The 16,280-nt window shown below is 61.4% G+C and carries 20 protein-coding genes and 1 other RNA gene; 11 read left to right on the forward strand and 10 right to left on the reverse strand.

Translation table 11 applies throughout. The features are described 5' to 3' along the window. Positions 1–10 precede the first annotated feature (10 nt). The 5 genes from ffs to smpB all read left to right on the forward strand — a co-directional run bounded on the left by ffs (position 11) and on the right by smpB (position 3,426). An RNA gene (ffs, locus tag ADH66_RS13590) (signal recognition particle sRNA small type) lies at positions 11–108 on the forward strand. 37 nt (positions 109–145) lie between these two features. Further along, the gene (gene dnaX / locus ADH66_RS13595; protein WP_066539614.1) at positions 146–1,798 is read left to right on the forward strand and encodes a DNA polymerase III subunit gamma/tau; all 1,653 of its coding nucleotides are present in this window, start codon (positions 146–148) and stop codon (positions 1,796–1,798) included. Positions 1,799–1,851: 53 nt separating this feature from the next. Next, on the forward strand, positions 1,852–2,202 hold the full coding sequence (locus ADH66_RS13600) for a YbaB/EbfC family nucleoid-associated protein (RefSeq protein WP_066539612.1): 351 nt from the start codon (positions 1,852–1,854) through the stop codon (positions 2,200–2,202). After that, a complete protein-coding gene (gene recR / locus ADH66_RS13605; protein ID WP_066539611.1) occupies positions 2,202–2,801 on the forward strand; it encodes a recombination mediator RecR in 600 nt (199 codons plus the stop codon). Before ADH66_RS13600 ends, recR begins: the two co-directional genes overlap by 1 nt. 157 nt (positions 2,802–2,958) lie before the next feature. Then, positions 2,959–3,426: an SsrA-binding protein SmpB gene (gene smpB, locus ADH66_RS13610; RefSeq protein WP_066539606.1), complete on the forward strand. Its 468-nt coding sequence runs from the start codon at positions 2,959–2,961 to the stop codon at positions 3,424–3,426. 148 nt (positions 3,427–3,574) lie between these two features. On the opposite strand, the gene pepF is transcribed toward smpB, so the two are convergent. Genes pepF through ADH66_RS13630 form a run of 4 tightly spaced genes read right to left on the reverse strand, consistent with a single transcriptional unit; the run spans position 3,575 to position 7,182 of the window. Next, positions 3,575–5,371 carry an oligoendopeptidase F gene (gene pepF, locus ADH66_RS13615; RefSeq protein WP_066539604.1) on the reverse strand — a complete coding sequence of 599 codons (1,797 nt, stop codon included), beginning with the start codon at positions 5,369–5,371 and terminating at the stop codon, positions 3,575–3,577. After that, the gene (locus ADH66_RS13620; protein ID WP_066539603.1) at positions 5,371–5,823 is read right to left on the reverse strand and encodes a low molecular weight protein-tyrosine-phosphatase; all 453 of its coding nucleotides are present in this window, start codon (positions 5,821–5,823) and stop codon (positions 5,371–5,373) included. The genes pepF and ADH66_RS13620 overlap by 1 nt, the downstream gene beginning before the upstream one ends. Continuing rightward, positions 5,820–6,635 (reverse strand): sugar phosphate isomerase/epimerase family protein, encoded by an 816-nt coding sequence (locus tag ADH66_RS13625; RefSeq protein ID WP_066539602.1) that lies wholly within the window; start codon positions 6,633–6,635, stop codon positions 5,820–5,822. The genes ADH66_RS13620 and ADH66_RS13625 overlap by 4 nt, the downstream gene beginning before the upstream one ends. Before the next feature lie 52 nt (positions 6,636–6,687). Beyond that, positions 6,688–7,182, reverse strand: coding sequence for an SEC-C metal-binding domain-containing protein (locus tag ADH66_RS13630; protein ID WP_066539600.1), 495 nt, complete (start codon positions 7,180–7,182; stop codon positions 6,688–6,690). A gap of 93 nt (positions 7,183–7,275) precedes the next feature. Here ADH66_RS13630 and ADH66_RS13635 point away from each other — a divergent pair, with 93 nt between their 5' ends. After that, positions 7,276–8,343 (forward strand): CCA tRNA nucleotidyltransferase, encoded by a 1,068-nt coding sequence (locus ADH66_RS13635; protein ID WP_066539598.1) that lies wholly within the window; start codon positions 7,276–7,278, stop codon positions 8,341–8,343. Between the two features lie 41 nt (positions 8,344–8,384). On the opposite strand, the gene ADH66_RS13640 is transcribed toward ADH66_RS13635, so the two are convergent. Continuing rightward, the gene (locus ADH66_RS13640) at positions 8,385–8,786 is read right to left on the reverse strand and encodes a type II toxin-antitoxin system PemK/MazF family toxin (protein WP_066539597.1); all 402 of its coding nucleotides are present in this window, start codon (positions 8,784–8,786) and stop codon (positions 8,385–8,387) included. 178 nt (positions 8,787–8,964) lie between these two features. Between ADH66_RS13640 and aroD the strand changes: the two genes are divergently transcribed. The 5 genes from aroD to ADH66_RS13665 are packed head-to-tail and all read left to right on the forward strand — an operon-like array spanning position 8,965 to position 14,413. After that, entirely contained in the window at positions 8,965–9,705 is a 741-nt protein-coding gene (gene aroD, locus ADH66_RS13645) for a type I 3-dehydroquinate dehydratase (RefSeq protein WP_066539595.1), read from the forward strand. Positions 9,706–9,737: 32 nt separating this feature from the next. Beyond that, a complete protein-coding gene (locus tag ADH66_RS13650) occupies positions 9,738–11,780 on the forward strand; it encodes an AAA family ATPase (protein ID WP_066539594.1) in 2,043 nt (680 codons plus the stop codon). After that, complete coding sequence (locus ADH66_RS13655; protein WP_066539592.1) at positions 11,780–12,664, forward strand: ABC transporter substrate-binding protein; 885 nt, start codon at positions 11,780–11,782, stop codon at positions 12,662–12,664. The genes ADH66_RS13650 and ADH66_RS13655 overlap by 1 nt, the downstream gene beginning before the upstream one ends. Then, positions 12,633–13,682, forward strand: coding sequence for a FecCD family ABC transporter permease (locus tag ADH66_RS13660; protein WP_084384466.1), 1,050 nt, complete (start codon positions 12,633–12,635; stop codon positions 13,680–13,682). The genes ADH66_RS13655 and ADH66_RS13660 overlap by 32 nt, the downstream gene beginning before the upstream one ends. Next, positions 13,679–14,413 carry an ABC transporter ATP-binding protein gene (locus ADH66_RS13665; RefSeq protein WP_066539588.1) on the forward strand — a complete coding sequence of 245 codons (735 nt, stop codon included), beginning with the start codon at positions 13,679–13,681 and terminating at the stop codon, positions 14,411–14,413. The genes ADH66_RS13660 and ADH66_RS13665 overlap by 4 nt, the downstream gene beginning before the upstream one ends. Here the strand turns inward: ADH66_RS13665 and tsaA are convergent. From tsaA to ADH66_RS13690, 5 genes are all read right to left on the reverse strand, one after another. Next, the gene (gene tsaA / locus ADH66_RS13670; protein WP_066539586.1) at positions 14,407–15,081 is read right to left on the reverse strand and encodes a tRNA (N6-threonylcarbamoyladenosine(37)-N6)-methyltransferase TrmO; all 675 of its coding nucleotides are present in this window, start codon (positions 15,079–15,081) and stop codon (positions 14,407–14,409) included. The two genes, ADH66_RS13665 and tsaA, sit on opposite strands and share 7 nt — an antisense overlap. Positions 15,082–15,087: 6 nt before the next feature. Continuing rightward, positions 15,088–15,261, reverse strand: a complete 174-nt coding sequence (locus tag ADH66_RS13675) for a helix-turn-helix domain-containing protein (RefSeq protein ID WP_236757043.1) — start codon at positions 15,259–15,261, stop codon at positions 15,088–15,090. Between the two features lie 26 nt (positions 15,262–15,287). Then, positions 15,288–15,530, reverse strand: a complete 243-nt coding sequence (locus ADH66_RS13680) for a helix-turn-helix domain-containing protein (RefSeq protein ID WP_066539583.1) — start codon at positions 15,528–15,530, stop codon at positions 15,288–15,290. Between the two features lie 101 nt (positions 15,531–15,631). Further along, positions 15,632–15,874, reverse strand: coding sequence for a helix-turn-helix domain-containing protein (locus ADH66_RS13685; protein WP_066539580.1), 243 nt, complete (start codon positions 15,872–15,874; stop codon positions 15,632–15,634). A gap of 121 nt (positions 15,875–15,995) precedes the next feature. After that, positions 15,996–16,229 (reverse strand): helix-turn-helix domain-containing protein, encoded by a 234-nt coding sequence (locus tag ADH66_RS13690; RefSeq protein ID WP_066539578.1) that lies wholly within the window; start codon positions 16,227–16,229, stop codon positions 15,996–15,998. Positions 16,230–16,280: the final 51 nt, after the last annotated feature.

The following is a 16,280-nucleotide window of genomic DNA, read 5'->3' on the forward strand; positions in this document are numbered from 1 at the left end:
ATATGTGAGCGGACAGGTCTGCGCGGCGGAGAGCCGTGAACCATGTCAGGCGGGGAACCGAGCAGCATTAAGCGGATGTTTCCGGGCGATGCAGGTCGCCTGTCCGCTCGCATATCCCAGCTTTTCTTTTCTGTGAGGTGCCGAAATGTACAAGGTCCTGTATAGGAAATACCGCCCCCGGGTCTTTGCGGACGTGGTGGGCCAGCCCCAGGTGACTGTCACCCTTAAAAACGAGCTCATGCGGGGCCGGATCTCCCACGCCTACCTTTTCACCGGCTCCCGGGGCACCGGCAAGACCACCTGCGCCAAGATACTGGCCCGGGCCGTCAACTGCCTGCGCCCGGTGGACGGCGACCCCTGCGGGGAGTGCGAGATATGCCGGGGGCTTGAGGACGGCTCCCTACTGGACGTGATGGAGATAGACGCGGCCAGCAACAACGGCGTGGAGAACGTGCGGGCCATTATCGAGGAGACCAGCTTTACCCCCGCCAGGGCGAAGTACCGGGTATATATCATCGACGAGGTGCATATGCTCTCCCCGGCGGCCTTCAACGCCCTTTTAAAGACCCTGGAGGAGCCCCCGGCCCACGTGGTGTTCATACTGGCCACCACCGAGGTGCACAAGCTCCTGCCCACCATCCTGTCCCGGTGCCAGCGCTTCGACTTCCACCGCATAGACCCGGAGCTTATGGCTGCGCGCCTGGAGCAGGTCAGCGGCCTTGAGGGGGCGCGGCTGGACCAGGAGGCGGCCCTGCTCATCGCCCGGACGGCGGACGGGGCCCTTCGGGACGCCCTGTCCCTTCTGGACCAGTGCCTGGGCCGAGGGACGCATATCACCCTTGAGACAGTGTACGAGACGGCGGGCCTTGCCGCCCGTGATTATCTCGGGCAGCTGGCCCGGGCCGTGGCGGAGCGGGACCCGGCGGCGGCCCTGGGCGTTATAGACCGGCTTTATAGGGAGTCAAAGGACCTGTCCCGGCTCTGCGCGGAGCTGGCTGAGTATTTCCGCGGGCTCCTGCTCTATAAGACCATGAAGGACCCGGGGCCGCTATTACAAGTCTCCCCGGCGGAGCGGGAGGAGCTTTCGGGGCTGTCGGGGGCCATGAGCCTTGCTACAGTTTTACACTGTCTTGACGCTCTTGAGGAGGCCCTGAACAAGATGCGCCTTGGGAACCAGCGCACCCAGCTGGAGATAGCTCTGGTGCGGCTTTGCAGCCCACAGCTTGATACCACGCCGGAGTCGCTGCTGCGGCGCATTGAAGCGCTGGAAAGCGGCACACAGCCCCCCCGGGAGAGCGCGGAGAGGCCGGAGCCCCATAGGGACAGCGATTTTGACCTGCCCCCCGCGCCGGAGCCTCCCCCGCCGGCGGAACCGGCTCCCGAGCCGGCCCCAATTCCAAAGGCCGCGCCGGCCCCAAAGGCTCCCCCCGCCCCAAACCCCAGGCCCGCGGCCGACCCCGGGGTGGAGGAGCTCATGGAAAACGCCAAGCGCTTTGGGGCGTGGCCGGATATTTTACAGCAGCTGAGCGCCGGGAGCAAGAGCGTCGCCATGGCCTTTGAGGGCAGCAGCGCGTATATCTCCGGGGACTATATGCTCATAGACGCGCCGGAAATAGCCTTTGACCTTTTGAAAAAGTCCGACCAGCGCACAAGGCTGCGGGAGGCCATCAGCCGGGTCACCGGGCGGGCGTATAAGCTCGGGCCCTATAAGAGGGCCGGTGAAGGGGCGAAGACGGACCCCATGGACGAGCTGCTCCGGCGGGCCAGAGAGGCCGGCATACCTGTAGAGGAGACATAAGCGTAAAGCTATTGCACTATAAGGGACTATAAAGATTGAAAGGATGACCAATTATGAAAGCCAGACTGCCACAAGGATACCAGACCCCGGGGGCCGCAAATTTACAGCAGCTCGCCCGCCAGGCCCAGAAGATGCAGGAGCAGATGGAGGCCATAACGGAGGAGCTGGAGCAGAAGGAATACACCGCCACCGCCGGGGGGGATGCCGTGCGCGCCACCGTCACCGGCAAGCTGGAGGTAAAGAACGTGGAGATAAAGCCCGAGGTCATCGACCCCGAGGACGCGGAGATGCTGGGGGACCTGGTGACTGCCGCGGTGAACGCCGCCCTCTCCCAGGCAAACGCCGAGAAAGAGGAGAGGATGTCCGCCGTGTCCGGGGGCGCGAGCATACCGGGGCTGTTCTGATGCCGAACTATATCGTGGCCCCCCTGGACGCGCTGGTGGACCGGCTGGAGTCCCTGCCGGGGATAGGTCATAAGACCGCCCAGAGATTGGCGTATCACATACTGAATATGCCCGAGAAGGACGCGAAGGCCTTTTCGGAGGCTATTATAAACGCCCACGAGAAGATACACTACTGCAAGGACTGCTGCAACCTCACCGACGGGGACCTGTGCCCGGTCTGCCGCAGCGACAGGCGGGACAGGACCCTTATCTGCGTGGTGGAGGAGCCCAAGGACGTGTTCGCCCTGGAGCGGGCCGGGGATTATCCCGGGCTTTACCATGTGCTGCACGGGGCCATCTCTCCCCTGGCGGGGGTGGGGCCGGACCAGCTGAAGATAAAGGAGCTGCTGGCCCGGATAGGCACGGGGGTACAGGAGGTCATCATGGCCACAAACCCCACCGTAGAGGGGGACGCGACGGCCCTGTATGTGGCAAGGCTCCTAAAGCCCCTGGGGGTGCGGGTCACGCGGCTGGCATATGGTATACCCGTGGGCGGCGATTTGGAATACGCGGACAACGTGACGTTGCAGCGGGCCCTGGAGGGCCGCAGGGACCTATAAAAAAGTTGGCCGGTCAAGCTGGTCTTAAGCTTGCGGGGGGCTTGGGGGTGAGGGACCCCCAAGGTCTGTTGCCGACGACGTTGGCCTACGGCCAAGTCGGGCGGCGGCCTGTGCCGACGCAGGCCTAAAACGTACTAGGAAAAAAGAGGTGACTGAAATGCCCGAAAAACTCAATACCAAAACCATCGCCCAAAACAAAAAAGCCCACCACGACTACTTCGTAGAGGAGAGCCTTGAGGCGGGCATAGAGCTGGTGGGCACAGAGGTCAAGTCCCTGCGCCAGGGCCGGGCCAACTTAAAGGATTCCTGGTGCTCGGTGGTGGAGGGGGAAATGCTCCTTAACGGCTGCCACATCAGCGCCTATGAACACGGCAACATCTTCAACCGGGACCCTATGAGGGTGCGAAGGCTCCTTCTGCACAAGCGGGAGATAAACCGGCTGTACGGCCTTGTGAAGCAGCAGGGCTACTCCCTTATCCCCCTGTCCCTCTACTTTAAGGGCAGCAGAGTCAAGGTGCAGGTGGGGCTCTGCAGGGGCAAGAAGCTCTATGATAAGCGGGCCGACATGGCAAAGCGGGACGCCCAGCGGGACATGGAGCGGGCCCTGAAGGAGCGAAACCGATAGTATTATTATTTTCTTTAAGGCACGATAAAAAATCGTGCCTTTTGTTATTGCATTTAACACTCTAAAGGTGTATAGTTAATTTAGTGTATAAACGCAAAGCCCGCCCGGGAGTCAGCTTACTCCCGGGCGGGCTTCATATTTCAAATACTTAGAGCTGGTCCGATATGGCGCATATCTCGTCTATCATGCCGCCAATGGTCTCTATGGTATCCAGCAGCGGCCCATCGGTGGAGATATCCACCCCGGCCATCTTCGCCAGTTCCAGGGGCGTGCCGGTGCCGCCGGCCCTGAGGACCCGTTTCCAGTCCTCTACGGCGGGCTGCCCCTCGGTCTGTATGCGCTTGCAGGCGGCGGTGGCCACGGTCAGGCCCGCGGAGTAGGTATAGGAGTAGAGCCCCATATAGTAGTGGGGCTGGCGCATCCAGGTGAGCTCCGCGCCCTCTGTCAGCTCCACCGCATCCCCCCAGAACTTTTGGAGGGTGTCCTTCATAATGGCGCTTAAGGTCTCGGCCTGCACGCTGCCCCCCGCGTCCACTATCCTGTAGACCTCCCGCTGATAGGCGGCCTCCAGCAGGTGGGTGACGAAGTTGTGGTAGTAGGTGTTGCCCACCATATTGCTCAGCACCCAGCGCCTGAAGCGCTTGTCCTCGCTGGTGCTCAAGAGGTAGTGGGCCATAATGAGCTCGTTCATGGTGGAGGGGGCCTCCACAAAGTAGGTGGACACGTTGGTGTCGAAGATGGACTGGGCGGCGTTGCAGGCCTTGAAGTGCCCGGCGTGGCCCAGCTCGTGGGCCAGGGTGAACACGTCTGACATACCGCCGTGCCAGCTGAAGAGGATAAAGGAGTGCCCGCCATAGGGGCTGGCGCAGAAGCCGCCGGTGGATTTGCCCTGGTTTTGGGCAAAGTCCACCCAGCGCTCAGAGTAAGCGTCCCGGACCATCTGCACATAGTCCTCTCCCAGTATGGAGAGCCCCTTCTCAATGTAGTTTTTAGAGTCCTCTATGGTGAGCTTCGGGGAGAACGAAGGGTCCACCGGGAGCTTTAAGTCCGCGTAGGTCATCTTATCCAGACCGTGGACCTTCTGTATCAGCCGGGCGTACCGGCGCATATGCGGGGCCAGCTTCCCCATTATCAAATCTATCTGCCGGTCGTACATCTCCCTGGTCACGTGCTGGTCAAAGAGGAGATAGTCGAACACCGAGCCGAAGCCCCTGAGTGCGGCCATGGTCTTCTCCTTCTGGACCTGGCTCTGGTAGGCGGCGGCGGTGACGTTCTGATACTCCCGGAGCTTATCCGAAAAGCGGCGGAAGGCCTCCCGCCTAACCTCTGTGCAGGGGTCGTACTCGTACTTATCCTCGAACAGGGAGTAGCCCAGGGGGTGCTCCTCCCCCGCCGCGTTAAAGGTGGGGAAACGCATATCCGCAAGCTTCGCCATATTGTAAACGTTATAGGGGGTCCCCAGAGCGGGCGAAAGGGCCGCCAGCACCTTCTCGGTCTGGGGCTCCAGCTGGTGGGGCTTCCACCACAGCAGCTCCTTTAAGTAGCCGGTATTGGGCCCGCCCACGGCTATAGCCGCCTCCAGCACGCTGTCCGGCTGGGCGGTGATCTCGCTGTCTATAAAGCTCAGGCGGCTTGCAAGCTGGGCGCAGAGCCGGGACATGGCCCCGTCCTCCTCCTGGAGCTCCGGGTCGTTATAATCCACCGAAGCGGCCAGGTTCTTGTAGTTCGCCGCGAACCACAGGGTCTGCTGCCACTCCCGGTAGAGGTCCAGGCACCCGAGGAGGTTCTCCGGGGTGGTGAGCTTTCCCTTATACTCCCCCTCTATCTTATCAGTCAGGGCCTTCACCTTGTCAATATCCGACTGAAAATCGGCTTCGGTCTTATACAGTGCCGTAAGGTCCCAGGTGAGCTCCTGGGGCACGTCCTTGCGGGTCATAAGTTCCATTATACCTTCTCCTTTACAATACTATTAAGCAGCCCCCGGCAGCCCTCTGAAACGTCCCGCCAGGCGGCCTCAAAATCCCGGGTAAACCATGGGTCGGCCACGTCTCCCGGCCTGTCCGTATAGTCCAGCAGCAGCCGGAGCTTACCCTCCGGGTCGCCGCCAAAAAGCCGCTCCATGGCCCGCAGATTGCTCCGCTCCATACCTATTATCAGGTCATGCTCCCCATAGTCGCTTTTGCTAAGCTGCCGGGCGGTTTTGCCCGCCGGGTCTATGCCGTGCTCCATGAGCTTGCGCCTTGCGGGCGGGTATACCGGGTTGCCCAGCTCCTCGCCGCTGGTGCCGGCCGAAGCTATGGTGAGCTCAAGCCCCGCCTTTGCGGCCAGGTCCTTCATCACGAACTCGGCCATAGGGCTGCGGCATATGTTTCCAAGGCACACAAAGAGTATTCTCATAGCCTTTGCACCAGCCACTCCACCGAGCGTTTAAGGCACTCCAGCATAGGCCCCGCCCCATAGTGCTCTATGGTATACGCGCCCCTGTATCCCCCGGCCCTTATCCTGTCCAGCAGCTCTCTCATAGGTATCACCCCCGCCCCCACGGGGCTGGGGTTCATGGGCCCGCCGCTTGTGGTCCTGCGCTGCTCCGTGCCAAAATCCGTGCCCAATGCCCGGTCCTTTAGGTGCACGTGGCCTATGCGCCCCCGGAGCCTTTCATAGGCCTCGAGAGCGTCCTCCCCGGCAAAGTAGAAGTTGCCCGTGTCAAAGCAGGCGGAAAGCCCCGGCACAGCGTCCATAAACCGCAGCATACCCCGGCTTGTGGCGATAGGGGAGCTCTCGTTGTCGAAGTCCTCCATGGTAAGGGCAAGGCCCTCTCTGTCCGCCAGCTCTGAGAGCCGCTTTGTGCGCTCTATCCTCCGGCGGGTGCACTCCTCCGGGTCCTCGCCCTCGGGGATAAAGCCGGGAATCACCAGCAGGGTTTTCGCGCCGATAGCTTTCGCGTCCTCAAATATCCCCTTCGCCCTGTTCTCAACCTCCCCGTCGCTCTCAAAGCTGAAGAAGGCGGGCATAGTAGTCACCCCCAGCCCCGCGCTGGCAAGCTCATGGGAGAGCTCCTCAGCCCGGCCCGCTGTGTTGAAGCAGGAGACCTCCAGCGCGGCAACGCCCAGCTTTTTGGCCTCCTGTAAAGCTTCGCCTACAGAGCAGCCCTCCTGCTTGGAGATATCCAGTATATGGTCGTAAAAGGTAGCTATGACAGGCTGTTGCATATGGGGCACTCCTTATGTTATGATAATATCAGGGATTATTGATCTCGAGAGATCACTGATCTCTTCCGCAGCACTTCTTGTACTTCTTCCCGCTGCCGCAGGGGCAGGGGTCGTTGCGGCCTATCTTCGGGCCCTTCACCACTGTCTTTGACTGCTTCTGCTCCCGATAGAGCTCACGGCGGCGCTCCTGTGTCAGAAGGGGCTCCCACTCCGGCAGGTTATACAGCCACTCGGCCTTGGCCTCCACCATGTTCTTATACAGCAGCTCCTTGTCATAGGCCAGGCTCACCTCAGAGTCGGCCTCTATGCTCTCCAGATCGTTCGGGGTTTTCAGGCTGTCGTTTATGCCGTCCAGAAAGCCGGTCATTGTCACAAGGTCCACCCCGAACTTCTTTGCGTAGGACTGCACGGTGCTCTTTCTGGGCTTGCTCTGGAGGATCGCCTTATAGAACTCGGTCTCCTGTTTGAAATACTCCTGCCAGAATTTCGCGCCCTTTTTCTCCTGCTGCTCCTGGGCATAGGTGCGCCACTGCTCCAATAGTGCCACTTTTGACTCCTCCTCAAAAATTTGTATGTTATAATATTAGCACAGCAAGCCTGGGCTTGTCAACAAACCAAAGTAAAGTTAGGGGGTTCAATTATGCCGAAAATATCCCCGCCGGGACATATACTGGAAATCATCTCCCGGCTGGAGTCCCGGGGCTTTGAGACCTGGTGCGCGGGGGGCTGCGTCCGGGACGCGCTGCTCCTGCGGGAACCCTCGGACTGGGACATAGCCACCGCCGCCCTGCCCCAGGAGACCGCCGCCTGCTTTCCCGGGCTCAGGGTCCTTGAGACCGGCGCGGCCCACGGCACCGTTACCCTTATCACCCCCAAAGGCCCGGTGGAGGTGACCACCCTCCGGGTGGACGGGGAGTATACCGGCCACCGCCGCCCTATAGGGGTCAGCTTTTCCCGGAACATAAAAGAGGACCTCGCCCGCCGGGACTTCACGGTGAACGCCCTGGCGTACCACCCGGAGCGGGGCCTTCTGGACCCCTTCGGCGGACAGGAGGACCTTCACAGGGGGCTGCTGCGCTGTGTGGGGGACCCTATGCGCCGCTTTGACGAGGACGCCCTGCGCATACTGCGGGCCGCGCGCTTCTCGGCGGCGCTGGGGTTTGAGATAGAGAAGGGCACGCTCTCGGCGGCGCTGGACAGCCTGGGCCTTATAAAGAGCCTGTCCGGCGAGCGGGTACGGCAGGAGCTCACAAAGCTCCTCTGCGCCCCGGGGGCGGGGACCGCGCTGAAAAGGTACCCCCGGATAATCCTCGCCGCCCTGCCGGAGCTCTCCTCTCTCCCCTCTCCCCAGGAGGTTCCGCCGGAACTCGTACCCCGCTGGGCGGCGCTTTTGCGGGACTGCGCCCCGGACAGCGCCCGGGGGCTTCTTCGCCGCCTGCGCTTTCCAAACCGGGAGATATCGGAGATAACCCGGCTCATAAGGCAGCTGCCCCTCACCCCCCAGGGTCTGAGCCTTTGGAAACGGCTGGAGACCGCCGGGCTCACCTTAAAGGACCTGGCCGTCTCCGGCGGGGACCTGATATCTCTTGGGTACAGCCCGGGCCCGGGGCTGGGGGCGGCCCTTGAGGGGCTCCTGCGGGGGGTGCTCTCCGGGGAGCTTCAAAACAGCCGGGAAGCGCTCCTCTCCCATGCCGCAAAAAATATGTAGGGCCCAAGGTGCCCGGGCCCTATGTTTACCCTTCTTTTGCTTTAGCTGAATTGGGGGGGCTCCCCGCCCCGGGGAGCCCCGCTGCCCCTGGGGTCCTGGCCCCCAAGACCGAAGCTGATGGACAAGGCCTGGTTCACCCGGTCCATGGAGCTCTGGTCCAGCCTGCCCATCTTCTCCCGAAGGCGGTGCTTGTCAAGGGTTCGCACCTGCTCCAAAAGCACCACCGAGTCCTTTATCAGCCCGCTGCCCTGGGCGTCCACCTCGATGTGGGTGGGCAGGCTGGCTTTGTCCCTCTGGCTGGTGATAGCGGCGGCGATAACCGTGGGGCTGAACCGGTTGCCCACGTCGTTCTGTATGATAAGCACCGGCCGCACGCCCCCCTGCTCCGAGCCCACCACCGGGCTCAGGTCGGCGTAATAGATGTCTCCTCTGTGTACGTTCACGGCTTTTCACTCTCCAAAAAGATTTTGTCACAGGTATTCTTGCCAAAGCGGAAAGCTTTTAATCACGGGGACAAAAACTTCCGTTCCATTCTATGCGGGAGAAGGGCTTGTTGACTTTTCGGGCCGGTAAAGGTATACTGTATACTGCAAAAGAAAAAAATACCAAGAGGTAAGCCGTATGAAGAAACCGTCTCTTGAAAGCCTGGGCCTTTATGAGAGGACCCCGAAGATATGTATACCCCTTATGGCCAAGGACCTTGCCGGGCTCTCCCTACAGCTCCTTGAGAACAGGACCCTGCCCGGGGACCTGTACGAGTGGCGGCTGGACCGCTATGAGGGGGACATAGAGCTGGGCCTGGGGATATATAAACGTGCCGTAAGCCTGCCACTGCTGTGCACCCTGCGCACCAAGGGCCAAGGGGGCGAAATAGAGCTGGACCCGCCGGAGTACCTCCGGCGGGTAAGGGAGCTTATAGAGCTATCGGAGCATTTCCAGCTTATTGACATTGAGCTCTGTGCCGGGGACAGCGCGGTCCGGGAGCTCACAGAGGCCGCCCACGAGAGGGGCCTTTTGGCCGTTGTCTCCCAGCACGACTTTGCGGACACGCCCCCCGGAGAGGAGATGCTGAGGACCCTTGTCCATATGAAGGACCTGGGCGCGGACCTGCCGAAGCTGGCGGTCATGCCAAAGAACCCCTTAGACGTGTTCAGCCTGATGTCCGCAAGCTTCGAGGCCTACGCCCTTTTGGGCCCGGTGATAACCATGAGCATGGGCGAGATAGGACGGCTCAGCCGGGCGGCGGGCAGCTTTACCGGGTCCTGTATCACCTTCGGCGCGGGGGCAAGGGCCTCGGCCCCGGGACAGCTGGGCGCGGCGGAGCTAAGACAGGTCTTGGACATACTCGGGCGCGGCCTTTAAAGGCCCGGCCTTTTATAAGGAGAGAGCAGATCATGAATGACAGAAACGACATAGACTCCATACTGGACTCCATGTTCAGGGGCGGCGTCCTCAATGTAAAGAGCCAGGCCGCCAAGGACGCGGAGAAGTCCTTAGAAGCCGTGGGGCGGGCCCAGCAGGACATGAGCCAGTCCCTTCAGGAGAGCATCGAGCGCATGACAAGAGAGGCCCAGGCCGACATGGACGAGCTCCAAAGACGGCTTGAGAGCGACGGCGTAAGCTCCGAAACCTCCGGCAACACCGGCAGCCCCGCCGCCCTTGCCGGGGCCTTTGAGACCGCCAGGCGGGAGACCCTTGGCAGGGTCCTGGGCCAGGAGGAGTTCGTGAACGCCCTGACCCTGGCCTTCAAGCGGCCCTTCGTGGCCGGGTCCCCGGACCAGCTGCCCCTGTGCCGGGCGGCTCTTTTGGGGAGCCAGGGCACAGGCCGCCGCAGCGCCGTGGAGAGCATGACCGCCTCCCTGGGGCGGCTGGGGGTGCTGAAGACCCCGAAGACCTCACAGATAGACCTTGCCGCCTACAGCGCGCCGGGGTCCGAGAAGCTGCTGGTCCAGGACCTGTTTTCCGCCTTAAAGGGCGGCGCGGCCTCTCTGGTCTTTGTGAACTATGAGGGGTGCCACCCCTCTGTGCTGCCCCTCTTGTTCTCGGCCTTCACCACCGGCAGGGTCCCCCTTCCCGGCCGCTACGCCCAGCAGAAGGGACTGCTTATAGACGTGGGCACGGCCCTGGCCCCCGGGGCGGTGTCGGAGCTGTCCCTGGGGGGCAAGTACCTGTTCCTGCTGGCGGGGCCGGACCCGGCAAGGCTCTCGGGGGCCTTCGGCAGCGTGTTCACGGGGGGCCTTGACGACGTGCTCTCCACCGGGGAGTTCTCTAAGGAGAGCCTTACAGCGATAGCAAGGCTGCGCCTTGAGGAACTAAAGGAGCGGACAGAGCGCCAGCTCTCCTTCACCCTCAGCTTCGGCGAAAAAGAGACAGAAGCCCTCGCCGCCCAATACAGCCGGGAGCGGGGCGCCGCCGCCCTTGGCTCCGCCGCAGAGGGGCTCTATAAGGCCATGAGCGAGGAGAAGCTGCGCCGGTCCCTGGGGCCGGTAAACGCCGCGCTGGTTTGCGGGGAGAAGGGGCTCGTGATAGAATACGAGGGCCCTGAAATTCAGGGCATAATAATCCCCCGGTCCCCGGAGACGGCGGCCAGCGCCGCCGAGCTCTCCGCCGTGAAGGAGGAGCTCTCCGGCATAACCGGCCTTGAAAACGTGAAGGAGTATGTGCTGTCCCTGGAGGACAACTTCAATATGCAGCGCCTGAGAAAGGAGCGGGGCCTAAAGGCCGAGACCCCCAGTATGCACATGATCTTCACCGGCAACCCCGGCACCGGCAAGACCACCGTGGCAAGGATAGTGGCAAGGTATTTAAAGGCCATGGGGGCCCTGTCCGGGGGGCAGCTGGTGGAGGTCACCCGGGCGGACCTTGTGGGCCAGTACGTGGGCCACACCGCGCCCCTTACCCAAAAGGCCCTACAGTCCGCCATGGGCGGGGTGCTCTTTATCGACGAGGCCTACTCCCTCTACCGGGGCCGGGACGACAGCTTCGGGCTGGAGGCCATCGACGCGCTGGTAAAGGGCATGGAGGACCACAGGGACAAGCTTGTGGTGATACTGGCGGGTTACTCCCGGGAGATGGAGGAGTTTTTAACGGCCAACTCCGGCCTTCGGTCCCGGTTCCCCAACATTATCGAGTTCCCGGACTATACCCCCGAGGAGCTCTGGGACATCACCGTGAGCATAGCCTCCGGGATGGGGTATAAGCTGGACGAGAGCTGCAAAAGGCCCCTTATAAAGTATTACACCCACCAGCAGATAAGCGGGGACCCCCGGGTAAACGGCAACGGCCGCATGGCCCGCAACCGGGTGGAGGCGGCGGTGATAGCCTGCTCCCGCCGGAACATGAAGGCCGGGGAGCAGGAGCGGGACCTGGAGCTGCTGCTGCCGGAGGACTTCGGCCTTGAGCCGGTCCCCGAAACAGATCTGTGGGAGGGAATGTGATGAAAAGAATACTCGCTTTTATCCTGCTGCTGGCCCTGACCCTGTCAGGCTGTAAGGGGAGCTCCGAGCCCTCAGAGGAGAGCTCCGCCGCCTTCAACGGGGACTCCCGGGTGGTGTGCCTGTACGGCTCCTATGCCGAGGCATGGCTGCTGGCGGGCGGGGAGCTTGTGGGGGTCACCGAGGACGCCGTGAAGGAGCGGGACCTGGACGTGGGGGAGGCCCAGGTAATAGGCACCGTGAAGGAGCCCAATGCCGAGGCTATTATCGCCCTGGAGCCGGACCTTATTATCTTCTCAGAGGATATCGCCGCCCAGGTGGACATGGTGGACGTGTTCACGGACGCTGGGATAGCCGTCAGTGGCTATCGGGTGGACACCTTCGGGGACTACTCGGAGATGATGGAGGAATTCTGCGGCATTACCGGCCACGAGGAGCTTCTTTCGGAGTACGTCGAGAAGCCCCGGGAGCAGATAGAGTCCGCCCGGGACAAATACGGCTTTAAAGAGGAGGGACCCCGGGTGCTGCTGATACGCGCCTTCTCCAGCGGCATAAAGGCCAAGACCGACGACGAGCTGGCCGGGGCCATTATGAAGGACCTGGGCTGCAATAACATCGCCGACGACCACCCCTCTATGCTGGAGGACCTGAGCCTTGAGGAGGTCATCTCCTCGGACCCCGACTATATCTTCGTCACCACCATGGGGGACGAGGACGCGGCCCTCTCTTACCTTCAGGGCGTGATAGAGGAGAACCCCGCCTGGGAGGGCCTTGCCGCCATAAAGGCGGGCCGCTTCCATGTGCTGCCCAAGGACCTGTTCCACTATAAGCCCAACCACCGCTGGGGGGAAAGCTATGAGTATCTGGGGAAGCTTCTCAAGGAGTAGGGAGAGTAAAAAAGAGTATGAAAAATCCGGGCTGCCCGGGGGCGTTAAGCTGGCCCTTCTGGCAGTCCTTACGCTGTTCTGCGCCCTTTCTGGGCTCTGCCTTGGCTCTACGGTAATAGACCTGCCCGCCGCTTTAAGCGGGGTTCTCTCCGGGGACCTTGCCTCGGCCCAGAGCCGCATACTCCTGTACGTGCGCCTGCCAAGGGTCATAGCGTCCCTGCTCTCCGGCGCGGCCCTCTCCGTCAGCGGTATGCTCCTCCAGGCGGTGCTCTCGAACCCCCTGGCCGCCCCCAACGTCATCGGGGTCAACGCCGGGGCGGGCTTCTTCACCTTTTTAAGTATGGCCCTGCTGCCCGGGGTCCGGGGGGCGGGACAGCTGGGGGCGTTTTTCGGGGCCCTTGTGGCCGTGGTCCTGGTGCTGGCCGTGTCCGCCGGGGCGGGCAGGCTTACCATCATACTCAGCGGCGTGGCGGTCAGCAGCATCTTCACCGCGGGCATAAACACCGTAAAGACCTTCTGCCCCGACACCCTCTATAACGGCAGCGCCTTTCTTATCGGCGGCTTTTCGGGGGTGTCCCTTCGGGACCTGTCCCCCGCCTGGGCCGTGATACTTCTGGCCCTGGGGCTCTCCCTGGGGCTCTCCCCCCAGGCGGACCTGCTGGGGCTGGGTGAAACCCCGGCCCGGAGCCTTGGCATGAACGTGAGCCTCACACGCCTTGCTCTGATACTCCTGTCCTGCGTGCTGGCCGGGTGCGCGGTGAGCTTTTCGGGGCTTTTGGGCTTTGTGGGCCTTCTGGCCCCGCATATCGTGCGCAGGCTCTTTAAGGAGTCCAAAACCTCCCACCGGCTGCTCCTCCCCGCCGCGGCCCTTCTTGGTGCGGGCTTTGTCACCCTCTGCGACCTGCTGAGCCGCCTCCTCTTCGCCCCCTATGAGCTGCCGGTGGGCATACTCCTGAGCTTTGTGGGCGGGCCCTTCTTCCTATATCTGCTCATAAGGGAAAGGCGGCGGGTACTATGATGGAGTTTCGCCATATCACCTCGGGCTACCCGGGCCGCACGGTCCTTTCGGACGTGAGCCTCACCGTGCCCCGGGGCAAGATAACCGCCCTTATCGGCCCCAACGGCTGCGGCAAAAGCACTCTGTTGAACACCGCCGGGGGGCTTATAAAGCCCAGCGCCGGTGAAATACTGCTGGACGGCAGGCCCCTTCCCTCTTATAAGCGCAGGGAGCTGGCCCGGCTCATGGCCCTTCTGCCCCAGTCCCGGGAGCTCCCCCGCCTGACAGTGGAGCGGCTTGCCGCCTTTGGGCGCTATCCCCACGGGGATATGCAAAGCGCAAAGGGGCAGATAGAGGAGTCCCTTCGCCGGGCGGGGGCCTGGGAGCTCAGACATAGGGAGCTCCGGGAGCTCTCCGGGGGCGAGCGGCAGAGGGCGTATATCGCTATGGCCCTGTGCCAGGACAGCGAGCTTCTGCTGCTGGACGAGCCCACCACCTATCTGGACATAGGCCAGAAGAACCAGGTGATGGAGCTTGTCCGGGACCTGAACGTCCAGGGCAGGACCATTTTAGCCGTGCTCCACGACCTGCCCCTGGCCTTTATGTACAGCGACTATGTGGCCCTTATGGAGAGCGGAAAACTCACAGCCTTCGGCACGCCTGATGAAGTCCGGGAGTCCGCCGCCAAAGCCTTCGGCGTGAAGCAGGCCCTTGTCACCCTTGAGGGCCGGGAGCAGATAATTTTCTACTGAACTATCTCCACCACCCGGACCCGGCCCTCTCCCACCGTGAACCTGACCTGGACCCCCGCAAAGCCCATTCCATAGACCCGCTCCGGGTCCCTATGGTAGTGGGGTCGGGGGTCCGCCGCCAATACGGCCAAAAGTGCCTCCCGGTCCCCGGGGGGCACCTTGTTTAAAAGCTCCGGGGGACAGTCCACCGAAAGGGGCTCCCAGGGCTCCTGGTCCGTAAAGCCGCCCCGGGCCCCCTCTATGCTGTCCGCCCCGGGCAGGTAGGGCTTCACGTCATAAATGGGCGTGCCGTCCGCCATATCCGCCCCCTTCACCACCAGCACCGGCCCCTCGGGCCCCTCATAGTCCACCCCGCAGAGCTCCACGCAGGACAGCCCCAGGGGGTTCGGCCTAAAGGGCGACCGGCTGGCGAACACCCCCACCCGCCGGTTGCCCCCCAGCCGCGGCGGCCGCACCGTGGGCGACCACTTCCCCGGTGGGTTCTTTGAGAAGCCCCATATAAGCCACAGGTGGGAGAAGCCCTCTATCCCCCTAAAGGCCTCCCGGGCCCTGTACTCCGGCCCGAACACCACCCGGCCCCGAAGCTCCTTCACCACCCCGCTCTGGCGGGGTATGCCGAACTTTTCCGGGAAGCCGGTCCTTATGTGGGCAATGGGGCGCAGCTCCATTTTTTGTCACTCCTCGTCTGCATATTCCGCGACCCCATCAAGGCCGCAGCCAAGTATTTTACAGAGCTTGTCCAGCGTATGGGTTGAAACAGGCATATCCCTTTGCAGCCGCTGGACGGTGGCGTGGCTCATGCCGCACTTGAAGCGCAGGGTATAGGTAGTAAAGCCTTTTTCGGCCATTGTTCTCCATAATGGCGCATAGCGTATCATCTTATTTCCTGCTCCAATTCGTCAAAAATCGGTCCTGAGAAAAATTCGGCCAGAGAAATCTCTAAGCCGTCGCAGAGCTTCTTTATTACATCTATGTGCAGCTTTCTGCGCTCGGGCTTCATCATGCAGTAGACCGTGGTGGGCGGAACGCCCGAGATATTGGCCAGCTCGTTGTAGCATATGCCCCGCTCTCTGCACAGCTCGTCGAAATGCTTTGCTACCGCGTCTTTGACGTACATAAAATCACCTCAAAGACAGTGTAGCCAAATTTACGCACACGCAATTAGGCACTTGCCTAAATCGAAATAACATGATATAATAGGTTTGCGGTCATAAAACTTCACCGCACCTCCTGCTCCAGCCGGTCAAACTCCGGGGTGGAGAAAAATTCCCCCAGGGTGATGTCCAGGCCGTCGCAGAGCTTCTTTATAGTCGACACCGTTGTGGTGTTGTTCTTCCTGTTGATGATGTTGTTCACCGTGGACTGGGTCACGCCGCTCATATTGCACAGCTTGTTGACCGATATCCCCCTCTGCTGGCACAGGGCCAGTATCCTGTCCGTTATGGCTTCTTTAAGTTCCATTTCAATCACCTCGCTCCTGCAAAACTGAGGATAAAAGAAATGGGTTGACAAAGCTAACCCTAAAGGGTTAAAATAACCATAAAGGGTTAATTTATTCTACATAAGGACAGATATCACCACCTTACTTAGTTTTCTGCTCAAATTCGGGGTCCGAGAAAAATTCCCCCAAGGTTATCCCGAAACCGTCGCATAGCTTTTTGATGGTAGCGATATCGGGGTTCCTGCTCTCCCCATTAAGTATTCCCTTAATAGTGCTTTTTGGCACGGCGGCGGCAGCACTCAACTGGTTCGGGGTAATACCGCGCTCACCGCACAGCCGGCAGATCCTTTTTGCAATTATCTCGTATGTATTCATAACAGCCCTCCTGAAGGATTATGCTCTACATGATAAGCCCTCAAGAGGACA

The organism is Acutalibacter muris (assembly GCF_002201475.1).
Lineage (GTDB): Bacteria > Bacillota > Clostridia > Oscillospirales > Acutalibacteraceae > Acutalibacter > Acutalibacter muris.